Origin of the sequence: Nocardia sp. CA-135953 (assembly GCF_050955735.1) — a bacterium.
Classification (GTDB): domain Bacteria; phylum Actinomycetota; class Actinomycetes; order Mycobacteriales; family Mycobacteriaceae; genus Nocardia.
Window position 1 is genome coordinate 3,538,708 of the sequence record NZ_CP192082.1, and the last position, 20,943, is coordinate 3,559,650.

Below are 20,943 nucleotides of genomic sequence, written 5' to 3' on the forward strand. Positions count from 1 at the left end.
CCGGCCGCACAACTAGGTGATGTGCTTGTCGAACCAGTCCCGCAGTTGGGCTTCGGTTTTCGGCCCGGGGAGCGGGTTTTCCGGCACCAGTGTGCAGAACTGGGCGATCAGGTGGGCGTCGGAGTGCACGGCGATCAGGCAGGTCCGGGTGCCGATATCCGGATCGTTGTCCAGGTAGCAGAAGAATCGGCCGATGTCCTTGCCCCGACTGCGCAATATCTCGTCGGCGCCCCCGTCACCGCAGGCGTGTCCGCGGAGCACCCCGACGTCGGCCCGGTACAAGGCGTCTGCCGACGGGGCGTCCGGGAATCCGAAGAACTGTGCGGACGGATAGTCGGACGGGGTACTGCATGCGATGGCGGCGTTCACCGTGCCGCCGGGCGGCGGCTCGTGCCGGCAGTTCGCCGGACCGAAAGCATCGCCGAGATGACCGAGAACGACGCGGTCCTCGGGGGTGAAAAAGTCCGGGTCACGGGCGGCTTCGGCGGTCAGGAACTGGCTGGCGGCGAACTTGGACAGGTAGTCGCGCAGCGGCTGGTCGCTGGGCGACGGCCAGATGAAGAAGGCCAGTGCGAGCTGGGGCTCGTCGGTCAGCAGCAGGGATGGCTTCGGCGCGTCGGGGTCATCGGCGCGGTTGGCGAGGCATGCCTTGCGGCCGATCTCCTTGCCCTCGTACATCACCGGGCCGTCCGGCCCGGCGGGATCGCCCGGACAGTTGGTGGCCTGGAAGGTGCGGATCAGCAGGTTGTAATAGTTGCGCAGTGCGTCGAGATTGCGGAACCGCATGTATCGGGCCGCCGACTCACTGGCCGCGGGGTGGTCCGGGCAGAAGATGACCGCGACGGTGGTGGAGGTATCGGGCTGCTCGTGCTGGCAGGTGGATCGTTTACGGCCGGTCTGGGCGACGATCTTCAGCAGATCGATATCGGCGTCGCGCAATGCGGTGGCGTCGGCGACCGCGGTGCCCTTGCGATCGCCGAGCAAGGTCCAGGCTCCGAATCCGGCCCCGGCGGCGATCACGGCGGCGAGTGCCAGGACGAGCGCGGTCAGCCTGTGGCGTCTGCGGCGCGGTTCGGCCACCGGGACACCCTGCGCGTCGCGTGTCTCGGCTTCGGGCTGTTCGGTATCGGGTTTCCGAGCAACGGATAACAGCTCGTCACTGGTCCCGGAATCGGGCGAGCTGCCTTGTCGGGCTTCATGTTTCGAGGTCCGTTCATCGCGCATCCCGATCGCGGACACCGCCGTGCGCCCCTCGGTGACCGCACCTGCACTCGTCAGCGCCGCCTCCGCCGCATGCGCGAGGTCCCCCGCCGCCCGGTAACGTTCGCGCACGTTTTTGGCCATACCGCGCTCGATGACGGTATCGAGTGCCGGCGACACATCCGGCCGGTTCTTGCTCGGTCGCGGCACCGGCCCGAACAGATGCGCGCTGATGATCTCGGCGTCGGTGGTGCCGGCATACGGCCGTGCGCCCGTGAGGCATTCGTAGAGCACGCACGCCAGCGAGTAGACATCGACCGCGGGCGTGGTGTGCTCGGCACGGAACCGTTCCGGCGCCATATAGCTGAACGAACCGATCACCGCACCGTGGGTCGTCAGCCCCTGATCGGCATCGGAATGCGCGATACCGAAGTCGACCAGATAGGCGAAACCCTCCGACGTGAGCAGGATGTTGTCCGGTTTCACGTCACGATGGACCAGTCCTTCGGCGTGCGCGGCATCCAATGCCGACGCTATCTGGCGAATCACCGCCACCGCCTGCTGCGCAGGCATCGGCCCGTTGCTCCGCAGCACCGACGGCAGGCTGACACCGTCCACCAGGCGCATATCGATGTAGAGGTGGCCGTCGATCTCGCCGTAATCATGGATCGGGATGACGTGCGGTTCGCGCAGTCGCGCGGCGGCGTCGGCCTCCCGCTGGAACCGCTCGCGGTACCCCTCGTCCTGCGCAAGCCGTTCGAGGAGCACCTTGATCGCCACACTGCGGCGCTTGCGCAAGTCGTAGGCCTCGAAGACCTCGCCCATGCCTCCGCGCCCGAGCAGCCGATCCAACCGGTAGTGCCCGAATACCGAGCCCACGGTCGGTGGCTGGCGCTGGCTCGTCATCTCGTCCTCCGCGATGCAGACCGGAGCCCTTCGCTGTCGGTCAACTGTAAGCTCGGCGACCTGCTTTTCGCGCCGCCTGCGGAAATGTTCCCCTGTTTGATCTTCGCCGTGCCCTGTTCGGTTAACGGCTGCCGCCGCGCGCTGGTCTGATTCGATGAAGCGGTTGTCGATGTTCTCGTCGAGGAGTGGACCCTGAACACGTCGTTGTCCGAGGCCCTGTCGGTTGGTCTGCTGCTGGTGGTGTTGGCCTGCGCGGTGATCCGCCCATGGGGGTTGCCGGAAGCAGTGCTCGCGGTCCCGGCCGCCGTCATCGTGATCGTCACCGGCGCGATCGCACCCGGTCACGCGGTGGCCGAGGCCGCACGGCTGGGCCCGGTGATCGGTTTCCTGGCGGCGGTGCTGGTGCTGGCTCAGCTATGCGCCGAAGAGGGCCTGTTCCAGGCGTGCGGGGCCTGGATGGCCCGCAGCGCGGTGGGACGCTCGCGCCGGCTGCTGCTGCAGGTGTTCGCGATCGCGTCGGTGGTCACGGCGGTCCTGAGCCTGGACGCCACGGTGGTCCTACTCACCCCGGTGGTGTTCGCCACCGCCGCCCGACTCGGTGCCCGCCCGAAGCCGCACGTCTACGCCTGCACCCACCTGTCGAACACCGCCTCGCTGCTACTGCCGGTGTCCAACCTCACCAACCTGCTCGCCTTCGCGGCCAGCGGGCTGAGCTTCACCCGGTTCGCGACGCTGATGGCGCTGCCCTGGCTCGCGGCCATCGTCGTCGAATATGTAGTGCTGCGCCGGTTCTTCTCCACCGACCTGGCCGCGGGCGCCCAGGCCCCGCCGGACGAGGGGGCGCCGGATGGGGTGGCGCTGTTCGCGGTGGCCACCGTCGCCAGCACGCTCGCCGGGTTCGTGGCGACCTCGGCGCTCGGGGTGAACCCGGCTTGGGCGGCACTGGCCGGGGCCACGGTGCTTGCCGTCCGAGCCATGATCCAGCAACGCACCACCTTGGTCGGGATCCTGCGTTCGGCCTCACCGAGCTTTCTGGTGTTCGTGCTGGCGCTGGGCATCGTGGTGCGCGCGGTGGTCGACAACGGGCTCGCCGCCGCGCTCGCGCACCTCGTCCCGCACGGCACGACACTGCCGACCCTGTTCGGTATCGCGGCGGTCGCCGCGGTCCTGGCGAACGTCATCAACAACGTGCCCGCCACCCTGGTCCTGCTTCCGCTCACCACAGCGGCCGGACCGGGTGCGGTGCTGGCGGTGTTGATCGGGGTGAACATCGGTCCCAACCTCACCTACGCCGGATCGCTGGCCACCTTGCTGTGGCGGCGCATCGTCCACGACCACGACACCGACGTGAGCCTGGGCGAATTCACCCGGCTGGGATTACTTGTTGTGCCCGCCGCGATCACGCTGGCCGTGATAGCACTGTGGGCATCGCTACACGTCGTCGAAGGGTGAGGTCGTGGCCGTCGTAGTCTGGATCGCCGAGGGCACCTGGCCCGCCTGTGTCGATGCCGCCCGCGCCCACACCCCCGCCGACGCCGAGATCGTCCTGCTGCACGTCATCGACCGCGAAGTCCCCGCCACAGCGCACGCCGCGTTCGCCGGGCTGCTCGGACGCGGCCACCCCGAACGCGATCCCGGCGCTCGTATGGCGACCCTGGCCGCCGACTCCGCTCGTCGGCTCCTTGCCGCCGCCGCCGACCGGCTGGGGCGACCCTGCGCCCGGCTCGCGCGGACCGGGCGCATCGAGCGTGAGGTTGTCGCTGCTGCCGACGGGGCCGACCTGCTCATCGTTGCCCGCGACGGCGACCGCACCCATCTGGGACCCCGCAGCCTCGGCCCCGCCAGTCGCTTCGTCGTCGACCACGCCCCCTGCCCGGTGTTGCTGGTCTGGCCCGCATCGACACCCGGCATCGACACCATCCCCTCCCCGCCACCGCACCCACCTCACCACGAGTAGCTCTCACAACCGGTTTCCGCACTCGCCGCGCCGGCACGGTGGCCTCGCGTACGGCGGGGGTGAACTGCATCGACCACAGGTGCTGTCGCGCGGCCGATCGAGTGCCGACGATAGAGTCCTGGGATGACCTGGACTGTCGGTTTCGACCTCGACATGACGCTGATCGATTCCCGGCCGGGTGTTTGTAAGGTGATCGAGCAGTTGGCAACCGAGTTCGGTCTGCCGTTGCGCGCTGCCGAACTGGCCGACCGGCTCGGGCCGCCACTGGCGATGCTGCTGGCAGACGCCGGTGCGCCCGAGGAACTCATTCCGGCACTCGTGACCCGCTACCGCGAGATCTATCCGTCGATCGTGCCCTACATTCCGGCCATGCCCGGTGCCGATGCCGCATTGGATGCCGTCCGTGCGCGCGGCGGACGGGTGCTCATCGTGACCGGTAAGCACGAACCGCTGGCTCGGCTGCACGTCGCCGAACTGGGCTGGCGGATCGATGAGGTGGTCGGCGATCTGTGGTCGGACGGGAAGGCGGCGGCATTGCGCGAGCACGGCGCGGATCTGTTCGTCGGCGATCACGAGGGCGATATGCGCGGGGCGCGGGCGGCGGACGTCTTTGCGCTCGGGGTCACCACCGGACCCTGCGACGCCGACGAATTGCGCACGGCGGGAGCGGATTTCGTCCTCGGCGAGCTGACCGAGTTCCCGGACTGGCTGGCCGCGCGCTAGCGTCCGCCCGCCGCACCCTCCAGTATCGCGAACCGCAACGACAACCCGTCCAGCAACGCACGCAACCCGATCTCGAAGGCGGCGTCATCGATATCGCGCTGCCGCCCCGACAGCAGATGCGCCTCGTCCAGATGCGGATAATTTCCGCGATAGACCGCCGCGTCCTCCGGGAACCCGCCCGCGAACGACCCCAGCGTCGACCCGGTGACGAAGAACCGCATGAGCGCACCCACCTGGGTGGCCTCGCGGCGCGGCCAGCCCGCCGCCACCAGACCACCGAAGACCGCGTCGGCCTGCCGCAACGCATTCGGCCGTCGACCCATGCCCAGATTCAAGGCGGGCACCACCCTCGGATGCGCCGCCAGGGCCGCCCGATACGACCTGGCCCAATCGCGCAGGGCCACCCGCCAATCCGAGATATCGGTGAACATCGACAGATCGATCTTGCCGAGTACGGCATCGACCATCGCGTCCAGCAGATCGTCCTTGGTCGCCACATGGTTGTAGAGCGATGGTCCCTGCACGCCGAGTTCGGTGGCGAGTCGACGCATCGAAACCGCTTCCAGTCCTTCGGCATCCACCAGATCCAGCGCGGTCGACACGATGCGATCACGGCTGAGCAAGGGGTGGCGCGGCCTTCCCACGAAAACCTCCTGGTCGATCGATCCAGTGTCACACCGGCGGGTACCCACAACATCAAACTTGCATCGCTAGTTTATCGGTGGTTAGCATACGGGAAACTTCCGCCGTTAGTTTTTCCTCGGAGTCGCGATGAACCTGGAACTGTCCGATGAGCAGGCCGCCGCCATGCGCCTCGCCGCCGAATTCGTCGACCGCGAGATTGCGCCGCGTGCGGCGGAGTGGGACCGGGCCGAATCCGTCGATACCGCGATCGTGGCCGAACTGGGTGAAGTCGGTTTCCTGGGTCTGACCATTCCCGAGCAATACGGCGGCAGCGGCGGTGATCATCTCACCTACTGTCTGGTACTCGAGGAACTCGGGCGCGGCGACTCCGCAGTGCGCGGAATCGTCTCGGTCTCTTTGGGTTTGGTCGCCAAGTCGATCAACCACTACGGCACCGAGGAGCAGAAACGCACCTGGCTGCCGCGCCTGACCTCGGGTGGCGCGCTCGGTTGCTTCGGCCTCACCGAACCCGGGACCGGTTCCGATGCGGCGCAATTGCGCACCCGTGCGGTCCGCGACGGCGACGACTGGGTGTTGTCCGGGACCAAGATGTTCATCACCAACGGCACCTGGGCCGATGTCGCCCTCATTTTTGCCCGCACCGGCGGCGAAGGGCGTCGCGGCATCACCGCATTCCTGGTCCCGACCGACTCCCCCGGCTTCACCGCCCGCACCATCCACGGCAAGCTGGGATTGCGCGGTCAGGCCACCGCCGAACTCGTACTCGACGGTGTCCGGGTCCCCGACAGCGCCCGATTGCACGATGAGGGCAAGGGTTTCACCGTCGCTATGGCGGCGCTCGCCAAGGGCAGGATGTCGGTGGCCGCCGGTTGTGTCGGCATCGCGCAGGCCTGCTTGGACGCCGCCGTCGGATATGCCACCGAGCGCGAACAATTCGGCAAACCGATCGCCGGGCATCAGCTGGTTCAGGAACTGCTCGCCGATATCGCCCTCGATGTCGACGCGGCCCGGCTGCTGGTGTGGCGAGTCGCCGATCTGATCGACCGGGGTGCCGAATTCGCCGTCGAGTCGTCGAAGGCCAAATTGTTCGCGAGCGAGGCCGCGGTGCGGGCCGCCGATCGGGCGCTGCAGGTCTTCGGCGGTTATGGCTATATCGACGAATTCCCGGTCGGCAAATATCTGCGCGACGCCAAGGTGATGACCCTGTACGAAGGCACGAGCCAGATCCAGAAGCTACTGATCGGTCGTGCGCTGACCGGAGTCAGCGCATTCGGATGACCGCCGAATCAAGCTACCGAGCCAGTTCCACGGTCGGACGCGCAGCGAAGGGCTGGCTGTGCACCTCGGCCTTCGAGTTCAGCGTCGTGGTACCACCCCGCTCGATCACCGTCTTGGCAAGATAGCGGGCATGGAACGAGTACTTGGAATCGGTGGATACTTCGTTCGGGCAGCCGACCCGACGGCTCTGAGCGCATGGTATCGCGATTGCCTGGGCTTGGGCGTCGACGAGAATGGCCTGTGGCATCAGGGGGCCGGGCCGACGGTGTTCGCGACGTTCGAGTCCGAGACCGACTACTTCGGGTCCCGCGCTCAGCAAACCATGCTCAACTTCCGGGTCCGCGATCTGGATGCGATGCTCACGCAATTGCGCGCCAAGGGAGCGAATGTGGCCGACGAGACGCAGGACATGGCGGGTGTCGGTCGATTCGGCTGGGTCACCGATCCGGAGGGCAATCGGATCGAACTATGGCAGCCCGCCTGATCCGATCGCTGTGCTATCCGGAGAACTCGTCGGCGAGGGTGTTCCAGAACATGAGTTCGTAGTTCTGGAAGAGTCTGGCGTACAAGTGGGCGTCGTTCGGACTCGAGCGCCCGCCGTCGATTCCGGCCTGGATTGCGGCGTGGGCCCGCTGCTCGGCTTCGGGGGTGTCGGCGGCGAAGAAGTCGAAGAATGCGCAGGCGGGGTCGTCGAACTCGTAGTGCGCGCGCATGCCTTCGGCGACGGCCCGGCAGTAGCGGCCGAATGCGGCGACATTCGCGTAGATACCGGCCGCGGCCGCGGAAGGCTCGGCGTTCAGCGCCAACCAGGCGACATAGGCCGGGTAGGCCTGGCAACCCGCTCTGGGTAGCTCCATGCCCTGGTCGGGCCCTGCCGCCGCGACGAGGGCGTCCAACAGCGCGAGTGCCTGCCGCTCGCCGGGAGGGAGGCCGTCGAGAAACGCTCTGACATGTGGTTCGTCCGTCTTCGCAGCCAGGGTGTGGAAGCTGCGCCAGTCGCTGCTGACGATGCGCTGTTCCTCGGCGGCGATCGCGGCGAAGACCGCGCGTGGTGCTTTGCCCACCGAGATGAGCGGAACCATGCGGTTGTCGTCGTCGTGCGGGGCCAGTTCGGCTTGGATCCCGTCGAGCAGGTCACGAGCGGTAAGGGTCATCGGAACCTCCCTGTGGGAATGCTTCCATTCAAGCGCTGTTCGCCCGCGCGCGACAGAGGTTCAGTCGCCGTGCTCGGCATCCCAGTGTCGGCGAGCGTCGGCGATGCGGCGCCAACACCGCCCTGCGCGACGCCGACCTCCTCCGCCGCACCCTCACCCAGACCTCCGCTCTCCTCGACGCAGTCGACAACTACGAACGCCAAATGCTCGATTACGGCACCGAAGCCGTGCGCTTCAGTTTCGCCGCCCTCCCCGCCTACACCTCTCAGACGAAACAGCCCTGACCGGCTCGTTGTCCTACCCGGCGGCCTTGTACTTGCGCAGGTATTCGCCGGTGAGGGAGGTGGGGTGGGTCAGTAATTCGGCGGGGGTTCCGGTGAAGACGATTTCGCCGCCGTCCTTGCCGCCATCGGGGCCGAGATCGATCACCCAGTCGGAGTGTGCCACCACGTCCAGGTTGTGTTCGATCACCACCACCGTGTTGCCGCGGTCGACCAAGCCGTCCATCAGGGCGAGCAGGGTGTCCACGTCCGACATGTGCAAACCGGTGGTGGGTTCGTCGAGGACGTAGACGGTGCCGGTGTTCTGGAGTTGGGTCGCCAGTTTGATGCGTTGGCGTTCGCCACCGGACAGGGTGCTCATGGCTTGGCCGAGGCTGAGATAGTCCAGGCCCACTTCGTTCATCGTGCGCAGCTTTGTGGACAGTGCCTTTTCGGTGAAGAAACCGAGGGCTTCTTCGGCCGACATCGCCAGCACATCGGCAATCGACTTGTCGCGCAAGGTCAATTCCAGCACCTCGTCGGAGAACCGCCGTCCGTCACAGGCATCGCAGTGGGTAGTCACCGGGTCCATGTATGCGACTTCGGTGATGATCACGCCGCGACCCTCGCACTGCTTACAGGCTCCGGTCGAGTTGAAACTGAACAGGCCCGGCGACTCCCCCGTCGCCTTGGCGAACAGCTTCCTGATCGGATCCATCAGCCCCAGGTACGTTGCGGGCGTTGACCGCGACGATGCCCCGATCGCCGACTGGTCGACGAAGATCGCGTCCGGATGCTCCCGGACGAACACGTCGCGGATGAGGCTGCTCTTACCGGAACCGGCGACGCCGGTGATCGAGGTGAGAATGCCGGTCGGCACCGCGACGGTCACATCTTTGAGGTTGTGCACATTCGCATGCTCGATCAGCAACGCTCCGTTCGGCTGACGGAAGGTTTCCTGCACCGTGAACGGCCTGCGTAGTCCCGCACCCGTCGGCGTATCCGCGGTCCGCAGTTCGGCGAAGCTGCCCTCGAATACCACCTGCCCGCCGTGCAGACCGGCGCGCGGCCCGACATCGACGATATGGTCGGCGATCTGGATGACGTCCGGATCGTGCTCGACCACCAGCACGGTATTGCCTTTGTCTCGCAATGCCTTCAGCAGGTTGTTCAACCGGCCGACATCACGCGGATGCAATCCGACGCTCGGTTCGTCGAAAACATAGGTCATCCCGATCAGCGTGCTCGACAGATGTTTGATCATCTTGAGCCGCTGCCCCTCACCGCCGGACAGCGTCGAGGTCGGCCGATCCAGGCTCAGATAACCCAGTCCGATATCGATCACCCGCTGCAGCGCGGTCCGGATCGCGGCGGCCAGTCCGAGCGCGGCCGGATCGCTGATCTCATCGAGCACCGCTATCAGATCGGTGATTTGCAGTCCGGACCAGTCGGCGATATTGCGGCCACCGATCTTCGTGGCCAATGCCGCTTCGTTCAGCCGAGCACCACGACAGGTAGCGCAGACACCCTCGGTGAGGAATTTCTGCATCAGTTCGCGCGTCTTCTCGCTGAGCGTGGAGGTGTCGCGTTGCAACCGGGTGCGAGTGAATTTCGCCGCCAGCCCTTCGTAATTCGCCTTCCAGGTGCCCTTGGCGAAGGTCAGTTCCACCTTGCCGCCGGTGCCGTAGAGCAGGTCGGTGAACTCGTCCTCGGTGTAGTCGGCCAGTTTCTTGTCCGGATCGAAGCGCCCGGATTTGCCGTACATCTGCCACTCGCCGCTGTCCACCGCGTAACCGGGCAACAGAATCGCGCCTTCGTTCAGCGATTTGCTCCGGTCGACCAACCGATCCGGATCGGCCCGCACCGTGACTCCGAGTCCATCGCAGTCCGGGCACATACCCTGCGGCACGTTGAACGAGTAGTTGTAGACGAATCCGGCTGAGGGCGAACCGAATCGGGCGAACATCGCCCGCACCATCGAGTAGATATCGGTCATCGTCCCGACGGTCGAGCGCGGCCCGCCGCCGACAGGCTGCTGGTCGATGATGACCGGAGCCGTCAGGTTCTCGATCGCCTCGGCGTGCGGCCGCTCGTAACGCGGCAGGAAGTTGAGAATGAACGCGGGGAATGTCGCATACAGCTGACGCTGCGACTCGACGGCGATCGTGTCGAAGACGATCGACGATTTGCCCGACCCGGAGACGCCGGTAAAGACGGTGATCTTGTTCTTGGGGATTTCCAACGACACATTGCGCAGATTGTGCTCACGGGCACCGAGCACACGGATGACATCCGTGGCGACGACGGAATCGGCAAAAGGCATGTCGCCCACCATGCCATGCACCACCGACAAAATGCCCGGCAGAATGTGATGCAGATCACATTAATGTGAATTGCACATAGCGTGCCGTATGTGCCGTGACCAGCGCTTTCTTCGGTTTCCGCCGTGAAGGTCCAATATCTCGGCGGATTCCGTTGACGCTCTTGAATTTCGCCCTTCGTCTCATCTCATGAGCCGAGGAAAAGGCGTTCGCACGGGAGACACGGATAGCGACCTGTGTCGCCGAGGTCGATGGTGACAGCGTCGGCGTAGTGCCGCCTATGGTGCTCACGCGTGAATATCAGCGCGGCGGTAAGGCACGCGGCGTAGTCGAGGCGCATACCGTGCAGGAACACGCTGAGATGTACATCCGGTTCATCGGGACGAGGCGAAACATCCTTGGGTTCATGGTGTTTCGGACTCACGACTCCTCGATGTCGCGAACATCTGTGGGCTGAATGGTGATTGCGTCGGCGTGGTCGAGATCGGCATCCGAGACTCCAAGAACCCGACCGGTCCCGCACTGGTGTTCACTCCGCCCGAAGTGGGACGCCTTCACCGCAGGCGTGAACAACGGCGAGTTCGATCGGGCAAAGGTTGCGGCAGTGGAGCGGCTCCCAGAATTCAAGCTTTAGCTGGGGGCCGCTTTGCGTATCCGACGGGCCATTCGTTCCCAACCGGTCGATGCCCGCCTGCCGCCTACTTGTTGAGGAAAATGCCTGCGATATCGGCTTTTTTGATCGGGGTGTCCTGATTGACCTGTGCACCGCAGAGCAGGTCCACCTGAAGCATCGTGGCATCGACCGCCGTGCCCGCGGGCTCGTGATCATCGTTGGTCTGCTGCTTGATGAATTTGGTGATCGTCGTGCGCTTGGTGTCCTGATCCTGTTTGACGTAATCGCGGCAGGTGGTGTCACCGCCCTGATTCAGCGCCCGCTCGATTTCGGTGCAGCCGGCCAGCAGTGCCGCGATCGCCGCGACCCCGAGTCCGGTCCGTAAGAGCGTGGCGTTCATAGAGAATCCTCCTGGGCGATTCGACGGGCGACCATGCCCGCCACGACGCGTACAGCCTAGTACCCCAGCCGGACTGAGTGATCAGGTGAGTTGGTGGGATCGTCGCTGATAGTGGCTGGTGCGTGCGCGGGGTTAGTGTCGGCGTCGCCAGGTCGGCCAGTGTCCAGCAGTTCTTGGTCGGCAGCCTCGGACACCATCGCACCCAGTATCAGAGCCGCGGTAGAAATACGACATGATCACGCGGTGCTGTTTCGCGTCCACCATGTCGACCAGCGGCATCACCGATCACGAAGTCCGGCTGACGTACTGATCAACGCATCAGCGCGGGTCAACCCGGCGGCCGGCCTCTCCCGGGCGGATCGGTTGTGGCGTTTCAGGATTGGTCGACGCTTCGAGCATGGGAACGAGGAATTGGCGCGCGATCATGGCGAGTTGCTCGTCGTCGTCGAGGTCGACAACCTGGCTCGGGATCGCAAGGAACGAGGCGCAGATGCGGACCATCAACTCTGCGACAAGGTCGGTGCGTAGGTTCGCCGAGATGGTGCCGGCACGCTGCTCCTGGCGGAGTTGGTTGGCGACGAATTCTCGGACCATGGCCACCGCTCGTCCGTCGTCGCCGATCAGTGAGCTGACGAAGTGGTCGGGTTCGGTGGTGATCAGCGCGCCGATGAGGGGGTTGCCGCGCAGGGCGCGCAGGGAACTCACGAAACCGAGCACGACGCGATCGGCTGGGTTGGTGGCGGCGGCGATGTCGACCAGGAACGTGTCGAAGTAGCGACGGAATTCGTGCAGGATGACGTGTTCGACCAGAACTTCCTTGGTGGCGAACCGGCGGTAGACGGTGATGCGTGACACCCCCGCCTCCCGGGCGATGTCCTCCATGGTCGACCGCTGGGTACCCCACCGCCGGAACTGCTCGTTTGCCGCGTCGAGAATGCGGGCGCGGATGCGGTCGGTGTCGTCATCCTGTGCGATGGCCTGCAGGTAGGCCCGTTCGATCAGTGATTTCCCGGCCTCGGATGGGTTCGCGGGCAGCGCGGATTCCACAGCATCCTCCTGAAGTATCTCATTCCGCGTCATTCGGCCGACTGCGCCGCCATCGCGCTCCTGCCTGGTGATTGCGTGGCATGTCCCTCCATCGTCGATGGTACGCAGGTATGTTAGCTGTTTCATTGCATCGAATTCGGCCAGACGGGTACGGGCCGGCTGCTCCGCGGCAGCTCACCAGTGTCGATGCAGACCACTGCCGCAGTGGCGCTGATCGCCTCGAACGTCACGGAGGAGGTCGCCTCGCCGCTCGCGGTGATCACGACCCTTCCGTATGCGCGTGGCTGGGCGTCGAAGTGGCGGTCGACGCCCAGGGTCCTGGACCACATCTCGGACCCCTTATGTCTGCTGGCGTTCGTATCGAAGAGTTCGAATCCCGCATGGGCGCAACGCCATTCGATCCGCCTTCCGGGGCAGGTGCTGCGCCGAGCCGGTCGTGGCTCGCTGGGCGGCGTCGACCGCCGGTTGTGCGGCGGTCCCGGCGACGACGAGTCCGGCCGAGATACGACGGATCCGTACGAGGTTCGGGTTGTTCTTCATCGGTTCGCTCGTTCGCGGGTGTCCCCGCGGCAGGCGGGGTACCCGTTCTCAGCGGTTGGTCAGGGGGATTTCGATGCTCAGCGGCATCCGCAGTTCGGCCACGTACCACATGGTGAACTGACGCAGGAACTCGTCGAACATCCAGTACGGGGCGTCGACCACGGGGGCCACCGACAGCACACCTTCTCGGACGGCGACGAAGGGCCCCCACGCGACTTCCAGCAGCGGGCTCCAGACCGGTTCCCTGGGGATGGCGAGCCAGTCGGCAATCTTGTCGCCCAAGATGAATCGGGTGAACGCGCCCAGGATGCCCCGGCTGAGCAGGGTCAAATCCAGATCGGCGCCGAGATTGAGCAGCTCGTTCGCCAGGGCGTTGCCCTCGGCGGTGGGCGCGAGGATAGGGTCGAGCTGCTGTCCGGCCTGTGCGTTGGCCTGTTCCCAAGTCGAGGGGATGTATTCGTCGCGGATGCCGAGCAGGTGCGCGGCCAGCTGCCAACTGTGCAGGTAGCCTTCGGATTCGGCGGCCGGGATGGCCAATTTCCATGCGGTGAGGGTCCGCATGATGGTGGTGGCCAGGCTGTGCCAGGTGACCATCAGGTCGTCCTGGCTGATCGGGGTGACACCGGTGGGCCAGTATGGTGACCGCGGCAGCAGGTGCCGCACGGACGCGTGGATGATCCTGGTCTTCACGCAGGTCACGACCATCTCGCCGCCGTCTCCGTAGGCGTTGACCGCGCCGATGTCGTACCCGAATTTCGCGGTCTTGGCGATGCGTTCCTTCAAATGCGACCCGCCGCGTGAGTAGTACACCGCGAGCGCCTCGTGCGGGATGACCGTGGACATCATGCCGCTGGCGAAGGCGTAGAGCACACCTAGATACGTTCCACGCTTCTTGTAGAACTGGAAGGAACTGGCCAGCTTGCCCTGGTCGGTCCACGAAGGCAGCTGCCGAGCGTATTCGATGAAGTCGGCCAGTCCTGGCGGCAGACCCGCCGGCAGGGGCTGGTCGTTGTAGATCCAGGTCGCCAGCAGCCTGTTGACCTCGGGGACATCGGCGTGGTCGATGACATCCGCCAGCACCGAATCCGCTTCGGGGTCCCACACTTTCATCGGATCGTCGCCGCCGCCGCTGCCGACCACCGAATCGGCGGGCGACCACTTCCATGGCTCCGCCCTCGCGGTACGGGCGGTCAGCGCCATCGCGCCGACCACGCCCAACAACCCGCCACCTGTTCGCATCGCGTCGCGTCGGCTGAGACGGTGTGCATCCATGCTAGGTCCTCTTCATTGAGCCTGATATAAAGATACACCGGATGTTCCCGTGTATCTTCGATGACACCACACCGTGATCGCCATCACAACCAATTCGCAAGGATTTCCGATGACCAGTTCGCCACCGACGCGCGAGTGCGCTAGCAACCGTTGCGGCGCAACATGTTTCGCTCCCTCTCGATCCTTGGTCGCCAAATCCCTAGAAAGGCCCTGACTATGAATCTCTATGTCGTGATCCAGAACCTCCTCAACCGCCTGGACCTAGGATCTGCCGGAAGCAGCGCGCCCGTCGCCCTCTCTGCCCTTGCGAGTTTCATCGGCGCCCAGGCAGTCCTTTGAAAGACGGTTCTCTGCCCGCGCACACCGCCCTCCGATCCGGGCGATCAACTCCTCGAACTCCCACCGCCGGCGATCAGGCGCTGCACTGTGACCCGCAGCCATCACCAATTCGGTTGTGTTCCAACCAAATACCGGATGATCACGCAGTGGCTGAACTTGCGTCCCCCGGCTGACCAGCAGCTGCACCGATCAGAAATTCCGGCTGGAGCACCAGGGCAACGGGACGGTTACGGTCGGAACGTGCACAGCGGCACATTCATCTCCGCGGGCGTGAGTGAACCGTGGTGGCCGATCAGCGTGGATTCCAGCGGTTCGGCGCCGGTGCGCACGATGCCGCGCAGACCACGGGCCGCGACCACGAGATCGCCGATGCGCTCGACGATATGCGGTGCCACCGTGGGGCCGAACCAGGCGCGGTCGATCGCCTCGGCACGGGAGATGACATCGAAGTCGGCGCCGAGGTATTCCTGCCAGGTCGCCGTCACATCGGCGGTCGCGCCGTCGACGGTGAAGACATGGCGGGCGCGGGGCTCGCCGCCGAGTAGGCGTACACCCTCGCGCAGTATCTCGGTCTTGTCGAAGTCGACGCGGTCGGCGAGTTCCACCATGCCGTGGTCGGCGGTCACGACGAGCGCGGCATCGGGTGGCAGATGTTCGGCGATGGTGACGGCCAGCCGGTCGACGTGCGCGAGCTCCAAAAGCCAAGCGTCCGAGGATGGTCCGCGCACGTGACCGGTCGTGTCGAGGTTGCCGTGGTAGGCGTAGACCAGCGAGCGCGGGCCCGCGCGCAATGCGGTCGCGACGCCGTCGACGAAATCGCCGACGGAAACATAGGGGCGGAATTCGCAGCCGCGCAGCACCGCCCTGGTCAGCCCGGAACCCGCCTGCAGTCGCGGCGCGACCTGGGCCACCGCGATCCCGTCGGCCGCCGCGCGCTCGAAAACCGTGGCGGTGGGCTGGAATTGCTCCGGCACCAGATCCCGCAGCAGGTCGACCTTCGGTCCCGCGCCGTGCAGCCGCCAGGTCAGCGCATTCACCAGCCGGTCGTAGCCGGGCACGTGTATCAGGTATCCGGTGAACCCGTGTTCGCCGGGTGGGACACCGACGCCGAGTGAGCTCAGACTGACCGTCGTCGTGCTCGGGAAGCCGGCCGTCAGCGTGCGCTGCGCCAGCGCCGACAGGAACGGCGCCGCATCGGAATTCGCGGCGAGCGCATCCGCGCCCAGACCGTCGATCAGCAGCACACAGATCCGGTCGGCGGCGAGATCGAGGCCGAGCCGGTCGCCCTCGCCGGGCACGCCGAACCCGGCGAGGAGGGAGGGGAACAGATCAGCCAGGGACCCCGTGCCGTAATGGGGCGTGATGAACACGAACTCAGGCTACTCAGGCTTGGCCGGTCTCGAATCGACTGATCTTGCCGTCGCGGACGATGAAGCGCCACGCGGTGCGCATCGAACCCCAGCGGGAATTCGTGTAGTCGGCAACCAGTTCGGTGCCATTGTCGCCGACCGATTCGACATTCATGCGCCCATTGCTGCCGAAGATCTCGGAGTCGGTCCACTGGACGAGATTGCGCTCCACACCGTCATCGGACATGGTCGCGTCGTCGGTGAGAATGGCGTAGAAGCGGTCCTGATCGCTGTCGTTGAGCGCGGTGACGAATTCCTGGACCGTTGGATCGAGCTGCTGTGTCATCGGAACATCCCTCTCGAAGTGCGGGCGCATCGAACAGCAAATGTTTCGGCTTCACTCTAGTGTCGGGTGCGCTCGCGCGGGTGTCACGCGCGGGGGCCGACCAGCGCGGTGAGGGTGCGCATGATGTCCTCGACCAGTGTGGGTGCGGTGGTGCCGAGTTGGATGCTGCGCTTTTCGAGCTGACCGTCCAACCACAGCGAGGCCATGCCATGCGCCAGGCTCCACCACATGACGGCCAGGGTGTCGGCCTTGTCGGCGGGCAGCAATCCGGCGGCGACGGCTTCGGTAATGGTGTCGGCGAGGACATCGAAGGCCGCGTCGCCCGCCGCTCCCGCGTCCGGATGCTTTTCGGGTTGCGAGAGTTCCGGGCGGAACATGAGACGGAAGTAGCCGGGATTTTCCTGGGAGAACCGCACATAGGTTTCGGCCAGCGCGGTCAACGCTTGTAGCGGTGTCTCGGCGGCGGCGCGCGCGGCGGCCAAGTCGCTGCCGAGCTGCCGGAATCCCTGGGTCGACAGCGCGGCGAGCAGGGCCGAGCGATCAGCGAAATGGTGGTACGGCGCGCCGGTGCTCACGCCCGCCTCGCGGGCCACCCGCCGCAGGCTGACCGCGGCGAGGCCCTCGGTCTCGATCAGCCGCAGGCAGGCGGCGAGGAGCGTGTCGCGCAGCGCGCCGTGGTGGTAACTGGTCCGCGTCACCAATCGAGCGTATTCGACGCCTGCTGGACAGCCTAACTATGCAGTGCTTAGATGATCTGAGCGGCGCTCAGATGGGCTGGCCGCATTCCCTCCTTCGAAGCGGGTAAGCATATGAACTCACGGGTACTCGTCACCGGCGCAACAGGATTCGTCGCCGGACACGTCATCGCCGAACTGATCGAGCACGGATATGCCGTGCGCGGCACGGTTCGCGACCTCGGAAAAGCGGATAAACGCGCACATCTGGTGGCACTTGCGGATCGTCTCGGCGGCGAGTTGGAGTTCGTCGCGGCCGATCTCGACGACGATGCGGGGTGGGCGGCGGCCGTTTCGGGCTGCACCTCCGTCCTACACGTGGCATCACCGTTTCCGGCGACCCCACCGGACGACGAACGGGAACTGATCGATACCGCGGTCGACGGGACATTGCGAGTCTTGCGGGCGTGTGCCGACGGCGGCATTCAGCGGGTCGTGCTCACCTCCTCGGTCGCCGCGATCACCTATGGTCACGAAACCGATGCGGTGCGCACCGAGGCCGATTGGTCGGTGGTCGAACGCAGTGCGGCCTATCAGAAGAGCAAGACCCTGGCCGAACGGGCGGCATGGGATTTCGCCGCGAAGTCGGATCTCGAGCTGGTGGTGGTGAATCCAGGAATGGTGTTGGGGCCGTTGCAATCCGCGGCGACGAGCACATCGCACGAACCGGTGCGCCGCCTGCTCGCTCGTGATGCGCCCGGTTCACCGCGCGTGGGATGGGCAGTGGTGGATGTGCGGGATCTCGCGGTGGCGCATCGACTGGCGCTGGAGGCTCCCGGAGCGGTCGGAAATCGGTATATCTGCGCGGGTGAACATGTCTGGATGGCGGATATGGGGCGAACGTTGGCCGAGGAGTTCGGGCCGCGTGGATACCGGGTACCGACACGGGTGATCCCGAATATTCTCGTGCGGACGATTGCCTTGTTCGACAAGGGGATTCGATTGACGGTGCCGACGTTGGGCCGTACCGAGCAGATCAGCTCCGAGAAGGCGCGGCGTGAGCTCGGATGGTCGATGCGGCCGGTGCGGGAAACGGTTCTGGATACCGCGGAGAGTTTGATCGAATTCGGCGTCGTGCCTCGGGCCGACGGTGCGTCGTCGCGTCGGGCAGCGTCGAATGCGTAGGGCGGGGCCATGCTGATCGCGACACTCATCATCGGCACCATCGGGTTGGTGCGACGCTGGTTGGGCAGGCGGACACCGGAGACGAAATCCGATGCGCCGCCGCAATGGCGAAATGTGGTGCGACGGATCATCGGGTCGGCCAGGTTGCGGCGACCGGGTCCGATTATGGCGGCGGTGGTGACCTTGGCCGGGATGATTTGGGTGGGATGATTTGGGTGGGACTGGCGCTCGCGCCGTGCTGATCGGTTCGGCCTGGTAGACAGGGCACGTCAGTCCGCGACATTGTGCGCGGCCAGCCAGTCGGCCGCCCGTTTCCGGGAAGCCCGGCTCAGCCACGCGTCCTGGATGACCTCGGCCAACTCTTGCTTACCGAGTTCACCGATGCGGCTGCCGCGCACCAGGACCGAAAGATGCCCGTCGAAATGCGGGGTGGTGAAGAACGGTGAATCCGGATCCTGTACCAGCGCGAGTTTGTCCGACTCCGAGGGCACCCAGATGACGATCACATCGGCATAGCGCTCACCGGTGTCCGGGTCGAAAGCGTCGGGGCGCGGATTGCGGAAGAAGACGAAGGATTTGCCGCCGACCTGGTACACAGCATTGCCGTGCGGACCGTCCACCCGATTGACAAACGGCATGCCGGTGGCCAGTTCGTGCACGTCGGCCACCTTGGCTCGACGCGGAACTCTCGCCATATCAGCAGCGTAGACCGCGATCGCACATCGGAGTCGAGTCGTCAATGGAGGACGGTCGGTTTGCCGTCGAACCCTCGACTCGAGCTAATGCGTACGCCATCATGAGGTAGCGAATGTGAGCTCACACTGACGATGGGGTTGACGAGGTGGCACAATTCCGCACCCTCACCCAACAACGGGCCGCGCTGGAAAAAGAATGGGCGCGTTGGGCGACGGCTCCGAGTAGCACTCTCGGCATACCCGCGGGGTCGACCTCGCTACGCAATGAGGTCTTCCAATCCTGGCAGCGGTCGCTGACGACCGTCGACCCGAGTTGTACCGAGGCGCCCGGCCTGGACAACATCCGCGATCGCTGGACCGAATCGCCACTGCGCCAACCGATTACCGAGCTGGCCGGTGATCTGCGCGACCTCTCCGAGGACGCCGGCTATCTCGCGGTCGTCACCGATGCCGCGGGCACCATCCTGTGGTCGTGCGGCGATCGCGCGCTGCGCCGCCAAGCCGAGGCGGTCAACTTCGCGCCGGGCGGCTGCTGGGACGAAAGCCATATGGGCACCAACGGTTTGTCGCTCGCCCTGCACAGCGACCGCCCGACCACCGTGTTCTCCGCCGAACATCTGGTCGCCGCGCTGCACAGCTGGGTCTGCTATTCCGCGCCGATCCACGCACCCGACGGCCGCAAGATCGGTGTGCTCGATCTGTCCAGTTCCTGGGAGCGTTCGCATCCGATGGTGCTGACCTCGGTCCGCGCGCTGGTCACCGCGGTCGAAACGGTGTTGCGGGCGGCCGCACCGACACCGGCGCGCGGTGTGCGGCTCGAATGTCTGGGCGGCGCACGGCTGGTCCGCGACGGCAGGCCGGTGCCATTGCCGCCGCGCCACTTGGAAATCCTGGCGCTGCTCGCGCTGGAGCCCGACGGGTTCACCCCCGAACAACTACAGGCCGCCGTCTACGGCGACCGTCCGGTGTCCTCGAGCACGCTCAAGGCCGATGTCTCACATCTGCGACGTACCACCGGCGGTGAGATCAGCAACCGCCGGTACATGCTCACCGGCCCGGTCTCCTGCGATGCGGTCGATCTGCTCGCCGCCATCCAGGCCGGCGACACCACCTCGGCGGTCTGGCTCTACCGCGGACCGCTGCTGCCCGGTTCGGACACCCCAGGTGTGCTGCAGTGGCGTAACCATCTCGATGTCGGGGTGCGCACCGCGGTACTGGCCAGCGACCGCGCCGATCACGCCGTGGCCTTCGGTGAGCGCGCCCCCGACGATATCGAGGTCCACGAACACGCGCTGCGGTTACTGCCCGCCGACGATGTGCGCCGGTCCGTAGTCGTCGCTCGGTTGTATACCGCGCTGCGCTCCTGAGTCACCCCTGTCACAACGGCACCAACCTCGCACCAACCTTCTCCGGACATAGTGGCCCGGCAGGCAAGATTCGCGAGGAGCGCCCACAGATGATCTACGCCGAACCGGGGTCCGCCACCGGCATCGTGACCAGGCTGGAGTTGGGCGGTGAGAGCCCCAATATCTTTCTGCCCGATGTCATTGCCGCCGACGACGGATTCCTGGACAAGACCGTCGAGGGCTTCGTGATGTTCGCGCTCGACCAGGGTGAGGTGCGCACCTGTCCCTCGCCCGCACTGATCCCTTCATCGATCTACGACGAATTCCTGGCCCGCAGCATCGAGCGGACCCGAGCCATCAGGGGCGGCAATCCGCTCGACGACACCACCATGATCGGAGCCCAAGCCAGTAACGACCAATTCGAAGAGGCGACCATGATCGCCGACGACACCCTCTACGGCCCCGGCGCCGGGGTATGGACCAGCGATATCACCACGGCGTACCGGATGGGCCGAGCAATCAAGGCAGGGCGAGTATGGACCAACTGTTTCCACGCGTACCCCGCACCCGCCGCCTTCGGCCGGTACAAGAAGTCCGGCATCGGCCGGGACAACCACAAAATGATGCTCGAGCACTACCAGCAGGCCAAGAATCTGCTGGTCAGCTATTCACCGACAAAACTCGGATTTTCTG

The 20,943-nt window shown here is 65.6% G+C and carries 20 protein-coding genes and 1 pseudogene; 10 read left to right on the forward strand and 11 right to left on the reverse strand.

Features of this window, described 5'->3' with window-relative positions; genetic code table 11:
* Nucleotides 1-12 precede the first annotated feature (12 nt).
* A complete protein-coding gene (locus tag ACQPXH_RS16340) occupies nucleotides 13-2,106 on the reverse strand; it encodes a serine/threonine-protein kinase (protein ID WP_433603164.1) in 2,094 nt (697 codons plus the stop codon).
* 204 nt (nucleotides 2,107-2,310) lie between these two features.
* Between ACQPXH_RS16340 and ACQPXH_RS16345 the strand changes: the two genes are divergently transcribed.
* The 3 genes from ACQPXH_RS16345 to ACQPXH_RS16355 all read left to right on the forward strand — a co-directional run bounded on the left by ACQPXH_RS16345 (nucleotide 2,311) and on the right by ACQPXH_RS16355 (nucleotide 4,786).
* Nucleotides 2,311-3,558 (forward strand): arsenic transporter, encoded by a 1,248-nt coding sequence (locus ACQPXH_RS16345; RefSeq protein WP_433603165.1) that lies wholly within the window; start codon nucleotides 2,311-2,313, stop codon nucleotides 3,556-3,558.
* Nucleotides 3,559-3,562: 4 nt separating this feature from the next.
* Nucleotides 3,563-4,063 (forward strand): universal stress protein, encoded by a 501-nt coding sequence (locus tag ACQPXH_RS16350; RefSeq protein ID WP_433603166.1) that lies wholly within the window; start codon nucleotides 3,563-3,565, stop codon nucleotides 4,061-4,063.
* A gap of 123 nt (nucleotides 4,064-4,186) precedes the next feature.
* A complete protein-coding gene (locus ACQPXH_RS16355) occupies nucleotides 4,187-4,786 on the forward strand; it encodes an HAD family hydrolase (protein ID WP_433603167.1) in 600 nt (199 codons plus the stop codon).
* On the opposite strand, the gene ACQPXH_RS16360 is transcribed toward ACQPXH_RS16355, so the two are convergent.
* A complete protein-coding gene (locus ACQPXH_RS16360) occupies nucleotides 4,783-5,430 on the reverse strand; it encodes a TetR/AcrR family transcriptional regulator (protein ID WP_433603168.1) in 648 nt (215 codons plus the stop codon). The two genes, ACQPXH_RS16355 and ACQPXH_RS16360, sit on opposite strands and share 4 nt — an antisense overlap.
* Before the next feature lie 127 nt (nucleotides 5,431-5,557).
* Here ACQPXH_RS16360 and ACQPXH_RS16365 point away from each other — a divergent pair, with 127 nt between their 5' ends.
* Nucleotides 5,558-6,709 carry an acyl-CoA dehydrogenase family protein gene (locus tag ACQPXH_RS16365; protein WP_433603169.1) on the forward strand — a complete coding sequence of 384 codons (1,152 nt, stop codon included), beginning with the start codon at nucleotides 5,558-5,560 and terminating at the stop codon, nucleotides 6,707-6,709.
* A 130-nt stretch (nucleotides 6,710-6,839) separates the two neighbouring features.
* Nucleotides 6,840-7,193, forward strand: coding sequence for a VOC family protein (locus ACQPXH_RS16370; protein WP_433603170.1), 354 nt, complete (start codon nucleotides 6,840-6,842; stop codon nucleotides 7,191-7,193).
* A gap of 13 nt (nucleotides 7,194-7,206) precedes the next feature.
* On the opposite strand, the gene ACQPXH_RS16375 is transcribed toward ACQPXH_RS16370, so the two are convergent.
* Together ACQPXH_RS16375 and ACQPXH_RS16380 are read right to left on the reverse strand one after the other, a co-directional pair.
* Nucleotides 7,207-7,863 carry a hypothetical protein gene (locus ACQPXH_RS16375; protein ID WP_433603171.1) on the reverse strand — a complete coding sequence of 219 codons (657 nt, stop codon included), beginning with the start codon at nucleotides 7,861-7,863 and terminating at the stop codon, nucleotides 7,207-7,209.
* A 297-nt stretch (nucleotides 7,864-8,160) separates the two neighbouring features.
* On the reverse strand, nucleotides 8,161-10,446 hold the full coding sequence (locus ACQPXH_RS16380) for an ATP-binding cassette domain-containing protein (protein WP_433603172.1): 2,286 nt from the start codon (nucleotides 10,444-10,446) through the stop codon (nucleotides 8,161-8,163).
* Nucleotides 10,447-10,918: 472 nt separating this feature from the next.
* On the opposite strand from ACQPXH_RS16380, the gene ACQPXH_RS16385 reads away from it, so the two are divergent.
* On the forward strand, nucleotides 10,919-11,197 hold the full coding sequence (locus ACQPXH_RS16385; RefSeq protein WP_433603173.1) for a DUF397 domain-containing protein: 279 nt from the start codon (nucleotides 10,919-10,921) through the stop codon (nucleotides 11,195-11,197).
* On the opposite strand, the gene ACQPXH_RS16390 is transcribed toward ACQPXH_RS16385, so the two are convergent.
* From ACQPXH_RS16390 to ACQPXH_RS16415, 6 genes are all read right to left on the reverse strand, one after another.
* Nucleotides 11,143-11,457 carry a hypothetical protein gene (locus tag ACQPXH_RS16390; protein WP_433603174.1) on the reverse strand — a complete coding sequence of 105 codons (315 nt, stop codon included), beginning with the start codon at nucleotides 11,455-11,457 and terminating at the stop codon, nucleotides 11,143-11,145. The genes ACQPXH_RS16385 and ACQPXH_RS16390 overlap by 55 nt on opposite strands.
* Nucleotides 11,458-11,775: 318 nt before the next feature.
* Nucleotides 11,776-12,504: a TetR/AcrR family transcriptional regulator gene (locus ACQPXH_RS16395; protein ID WP_433603175.1), complete on the reverse strand. Its 729-nt coding sequence runs from the start codon at nucleotides 12,502-12,504 to the stop codon at nucleotides 11,776-11,778.
* Nucleotides 12,505-13,092: 588 nt separating this feature from the next.
* Nucleotides 13,093-14,316, reverse strand: coding sequence for an oxygenase MpaB family protein (locus ACQPXH_RS16400; protein WP_433603176.1), 1,224 nt, complete (start codon nucleotides 14,314-14,316; stop codon nucleotides 13,093-13,095).
* Between the two features lie 566 nt (nucleotides 14,317-14,882).
* The gene (locus ACQPXH_RS16405) at nucleotides 14,883-16,025 is read right to left on the reverse strand and encodes an alkaline phosphatase family protein (protein WP_433603177.1); all 1,143 of its coding nucleotides are present in this window, start codon (nucleotides 16,023-16,025) and stop codon (nucleotides 14,883-14,885) included.
* 13 nt (nucleotides 16,026-16,038) lie between these two features.
* Entirely contained in the window at nucleotides 16,039-16,350 is a 312-nt protein-coding gene (locus ACQPXH_RS16410; protein WP_433603178.1) for a nuclear transport factor 2 family protein, read from the reverse strand.
* An 83-nt stretch (nucleotides 16,351-16,433) separates the two neighbouring features.
* Complete coding sequence (locus ACQPXH_RS16415; protein WP_433603179.1) at nucleotides 16,434-17,048, reverse strand: TetR/AcrR family transcriptional regulator; 615 nt, start codon at nucleotides 17,046-17,048, stop codon at nucleotides 16,434-16,436.
* A gap of 111 nt (nucleotides 17,049-17,159) precedes the next feature.
* Between ACQPXH_RS16415 and ACQPXH_RS16420 the strand changes: the two genes are divergently transcribed.
* On the forward strand, nucleotides 17,160-18,209 hold the full coding sequence (locus ACQPXH_RS16420; protein ID WP_433603180.1) for an NAD-dependent epimerase/dehydratase family protein: 1,050 nt from the start codon (nucleotides 17,160-17,162) through the stop codon (nucleotides 18,207-18,209).
* A 9-nt stretch (nucleotides 18,210-18,218) separates the two neighbouring features.
* Nucleotides 18,219-18,419 (forward strand): hypothetical protein, encoded by a 201-nt coding sequence (locus tag ACQPXH_RS16425; RefSeq protein WP_433603181.1) that lies wholly within the window; start codon nucleotides 18,219-18,221, stop codon nucleotides 18,417-18,419.
* Between the two features lie 59 nt (nucleotides 18,420-18,478).
* Here ACQPXH_RS16425 and ACQPXH_RS16430 read toward each other — a convergent pair whose 3' ends face one another.
* The gene (locus ACQPXH_RS16430) at nucleotides 18,479-18,904 is read right to left on the reverse strand and encodes an MmcQ/YjbR family DNA-binding protein (protein ID WP_433603182.1); all 426 of its coding nucleotides are present in this window, start codon (nucleotides 18,902-18,904) and stop codon (nucleotides 18,479-18,481) included.
* 146 nt (nucleotides 18,905-19,050) lie between these two features.
* On the opposite strand from ACQPXH_RS16430, the gene ACQPXH_RS16435 reads away from it, so the two are divergent.
* Both ACQPXH_RS16435 and ACQPXH_RS16440 read left to right on the forward strand, forming a co-directional pair.
* A complete protein-coding gene (locus ACQPXH_RS16435) occupies nucleotides 19,051-20,271 on the forward strand; it encodes a transcriptional regulator (RefSeq protein WP_433603183.1) in 1,221 nt (406 codons plus the stop codon).
* A gap of 122 nt (nucleotides 20,272-20,393) precedes the next feature.
* A pseudogene (locus ACQPXH_RS16440) lies at nucleotides 20,394-20,942 on the forward strand (aldehyde dehydrogenase family protein); the annotation flags it as partial.
* Nucleotide 20,943 lies beyond the last annotated feature (1 nt).